Annotated in this window: 3 protein-coding genes and 1 pseudogene; 3 read left to right on the top strand and 1 reads right to left on the bottom strand. The window is 72.8% G+C overall.

Features of this window, described 5'->3' with window-relative positions; genetic code table 11:
- Both ACFW0G_RS45405 and ACFW0G_RS45400 read left to right on the top strand, forming a co-directional pair.
- Window positions 1-636, top strand: a pseudogene (locus ACFW0G_RS45405) (ATP-dependent DNA ligase); the annotation flags it as partial.
- A 69-nt stretch (window positions 637-705) separates the two neighbouring features.
- Entirely contained in the window at window positions 706-2,268 is a 1,563-nt protein-coding gene (locus ACFW0G_RS45400; protein WP_378331809.1) for an alpha/beta hydrolase, read from the top strand.
- A 4-nt stretch (window positions 2,269-2,272) separates the two neighbouring features.
- Here ACFW0G_RS45400 and ACFW0G_RS45395 read toward each other — a convergent pair whose 3' ends face one another.
- On the bottom strand, window positions 2,273-2,515 hold the full coding sequence (locus ACFW0G_RS45395; RefSeq protein WP_378331808.1) for a DUF2630 family protein: 243 nt from the start codon (window positions 2,513-2,515) through the stop codon (window positions 2,273-2,275).
- Window positions 2,516-2,613: 98 nt separating this feature from the next.
- Here ACFW0G_RS45395 and trxA point away from each other — a divergent pair, with 98 nt between their 5' ends.
- A complete protein-coding gene (gene trxA, locus ACFW0G_RS45390; protein WP_378331807.1) occupies window positions 2,614-2,979 on the top strand; it encodes a thioredoxin in 366 nt (121 codons plus the stop codon).
- Window positions 2,980-3,117 lie beyond the last annotated feature (138 nt).

The raw sequence follows: 3,117 nt of genomic DNA, 5'->3' as shown, positions 1-3,117 counted from the left end.
ATCCACCTCACCCCGGCGACCACCGACCCGGACACCGCGCGGCACTGGTTCGAACTGTTCGAGGGCGCCGGTCTGGACGGCATCATCGGCAAACCGCTCGACGAGCCCTACTCCCCCGGCAAACGCGTCCTGCTCAAGTACAAGCACAAGCGCACCGCCGACTGCGTGCTGGCCGGGCTGCGCTGGCACGTCGACGGCGAACCGGGCGAGATGGTCGGGTCGTTCCTGCTCGGGCTCTACGACGCCGCCGGGCTGCTGCACCACGTCGGCGTCGTCGGCTCGTTCCCGGTCACGCGGCGCCGCGAGCTGGCCGAGGAGCTGGCGCCGCTGATCACCGACGGCACCGGGCACCCCTGGATCGGCGACGCCGTCCGCACCGGCCAGCGCATCCCCGGCGGCATCACCCGCTGGCGCTCGACCGAGCAGCCGTGGGTGCCGCTGCGGCTGGAACGCGTCGTCGAGGTGTCCTACGAACACACCGAGGGCGGCGTCCCGGCGCGGTTCCGGCACACCGCGCAGTTCGGCCGGTGGCGCCCGGACCGCGAACCTTCGTCGTGCGGGTACGCGCAGCTCGACGAGGTCGCGCGGTACGACCTCGATGCCGTGTTCCGCGGCGAGGTCGTGCGGACCCGCTAACTCCCCTGTCACACCCGGCGTGCCAAGCTCACCGGTGACCCCGGACCCGATCATCGGAGGACCCCGCCCGTGCGCCGCCGTTCCCGCCGCCTTCGCCCGCGATCCCGGCTGGCGCTGGCCGTCCTCGCCGCGGCGACGCTCGCGGGCTGCACGACCGGGCCCTCGGCACGGCCCGCCGTGGTGGACAACGACGGTTCGAAACAGCCGAAGGCGCCGACGAGCGCCCCGCCCGTCCCGCTGCCGCCGCTGGGCGAACCGCAGTCCCCGCTGATCCGGTGGAACGACTGCGACGACGACACCCGCCAGCGGCTCGGCAGGCCCGCCGTGCCGGACACGCTGCGCTTCAGCTGCGCCCGGCTGACGACCCCGCTCGACGCGCCGGACCAGCCGCGGCGCGCGATGGTGCGCAGCCTCGTGCTCAAGGCAGGCACCGGCCCGGTGCCGCTGGTCGTGGTCAACGACGTCGACGGCGAACCCGGGACGCTGTACGCCGCGCGGCTCGCGGCGAGCCTGCCGCCGGAGTTCCTCCAGAAGTTCTCGCTGGTCGGGCTGGACCGGCGCGGCACGGGGCTGTCGGGCGCCGCGCAATGCGTCCCCGGCGACGTGCGCCGTGACCTGATCGGCGCGGACCCCGCGCAGGGCGATCTCGAAGGCGTGCTGGACGCCGCGCGCAGGGCGGGCCAGCAGTGCGCGATCGACCTCGACGTGGCCCAGACCGGGCTGGACAGCTGGCGCACCGCGGGCGACCTCGACGAACTGCGCAAGCAGCTCGGGATGGAGCGGCTCACCGCGCTCGGGCACGGCGACGGGTCGAAGGTGCTCTCGGAGTACGCGGTGCGGTTCCCCGCCCAGGTGGGCAGGATGGTGCTCGACGGCGTCCCCGATCCCGGCCAGGACACCGCGGCCGTGCTGGACGCGGTCGCCGCGGGCGCTCAGTCCACTTTGGACGCGTTCGGCGCGGACTGCGCCAACCGGCACTGCGCGCTCGGCGATCCGAAGGCCGCGCTGCGGGCGGTCACCGACCGGCTGCGGACACCCGTCGTGACCGCCGACGGCATCCCGATGAACGCGGGGATCGCGACCTACGCGGTCTATTCCGGGCTCGCGCAGCGCGCGCGGTGGCCCGAACTGGCCGACGCGATCATCGCGGCGCGCGACGGGAACCTCGCCCCGCTCGCCGTGTTCGCCGCGCCGGCACTGCACGACAGCAGGAGTCTTCCGTCCCGTTTGGACGGTGCGCTCGCGACACGCTGCAACGACAGCGCGACCCGGCTGCCCGCCGACGAGCTCGCCAAGGTGGGCGCCGCCATGCGCGGCAAGTACCCCCAGTTCGGCACCACCGTGGCCCAGCAGCTGGCCTGGTGCGCGCCGTGGCCGACGCGCCGCGAGCCGCTGCCGAGGGCGGGTGTGCCCGGGGTGCCGCCCATCCTGGTGGCCTCGACCGCGGCCGACCCGGTGACCCCGGAGCAGGGCACCACCCGCGCCGCCGACCAGATGCCGACCTCGGTGACGATCTCGTGGCAGGGCGCGGGACACGGAGCACTCGGTTCGTCGCCGTGCGTGACCGACGCCGTGCGTGCCTTCCTCGTCGACGGCAAGGTCCCCGGCGACGGGACCCTATGCCCCGCGTGAGGCCTTACTGCCGGTAGGACTCGACTTCGCTCTCGGGCCGGACCCGCGCGTCGGCCGGGTCCTCGCCGAACTCGGTGTGGGCGCGACGCTGGCGCAGCAGGTCCCAGCACTGGTCGAGCTGCCGTTCAAGGTCGCCGAGGCGCTCGCGGTCGGCGCTGTTCAGCCCGACGCCGACCGCGCGCGACCGCAGTTCGTGCTCCTCGGCGATGAGCCGGTCGATGTGGCTGAGGATTTCCCCGTCGGCCATGGCACGTCCTCCCGTGTTCGAGGTTCTCCGCGGCTGCCGGATGCCGACCCTACGCCGCCCCGGGGAATCTTGGCCGGGTGCCGGCCGTTGATCCACCTATGAGCACCGTAGAGCTGACCGCGGCCAACTTCGACCAGACCGTGACCGACAACGAATTCGTCCTGATCGACTTCTGGGCGAGCTGGTGCGGTCCGTGCCGCCAGTTCGCGCCGGTGTACGAGAAGGTGTCCGAGAAGCACGACGACATCGTGTTCGCCAGCGTCGACACCGAAAACGAGCAGCAGCTGGCCGCCGCCTTCGACATCCGCTCGATCCCGACGCTCGCGGTGATCCGCGACAAGACGGTGATCTACGCCCAGCCGGGGGCATTGCCCGAGGCGGTGCTGGAGGAGCTGATCCAGCAGGCCCGCGACGTCGACATGGACGAGGTGCGCCGCCAGGCCGAGAAGGCGGGGGAAGCCTGACCCCCGATGTGGAAATGGTCCGTGAATGCCACATCGAGGGACTGTGAGTCACAACAAGTGGCCATAACGGACCATACGCACACGCCGGACCCCCCCGATACCCAGGGAGCCCCGACCAGGGGCCCCCCAGACCACAAC

It is taken from the genome of Amycolatopsis sp. NPDC058986 (assembly GCF_042741125.1).
Classification (GTDB): domain Bacteria; phylum Actinomycetota; class Actinomycetes; order Mycobacteriales; family Pseudonocardiaceae; genus Amycolatopsis.
Note: the sequence above shows the minus strand (reverse complement) of the source record. Positions and strands in the feature narration are given on the sequence as shown.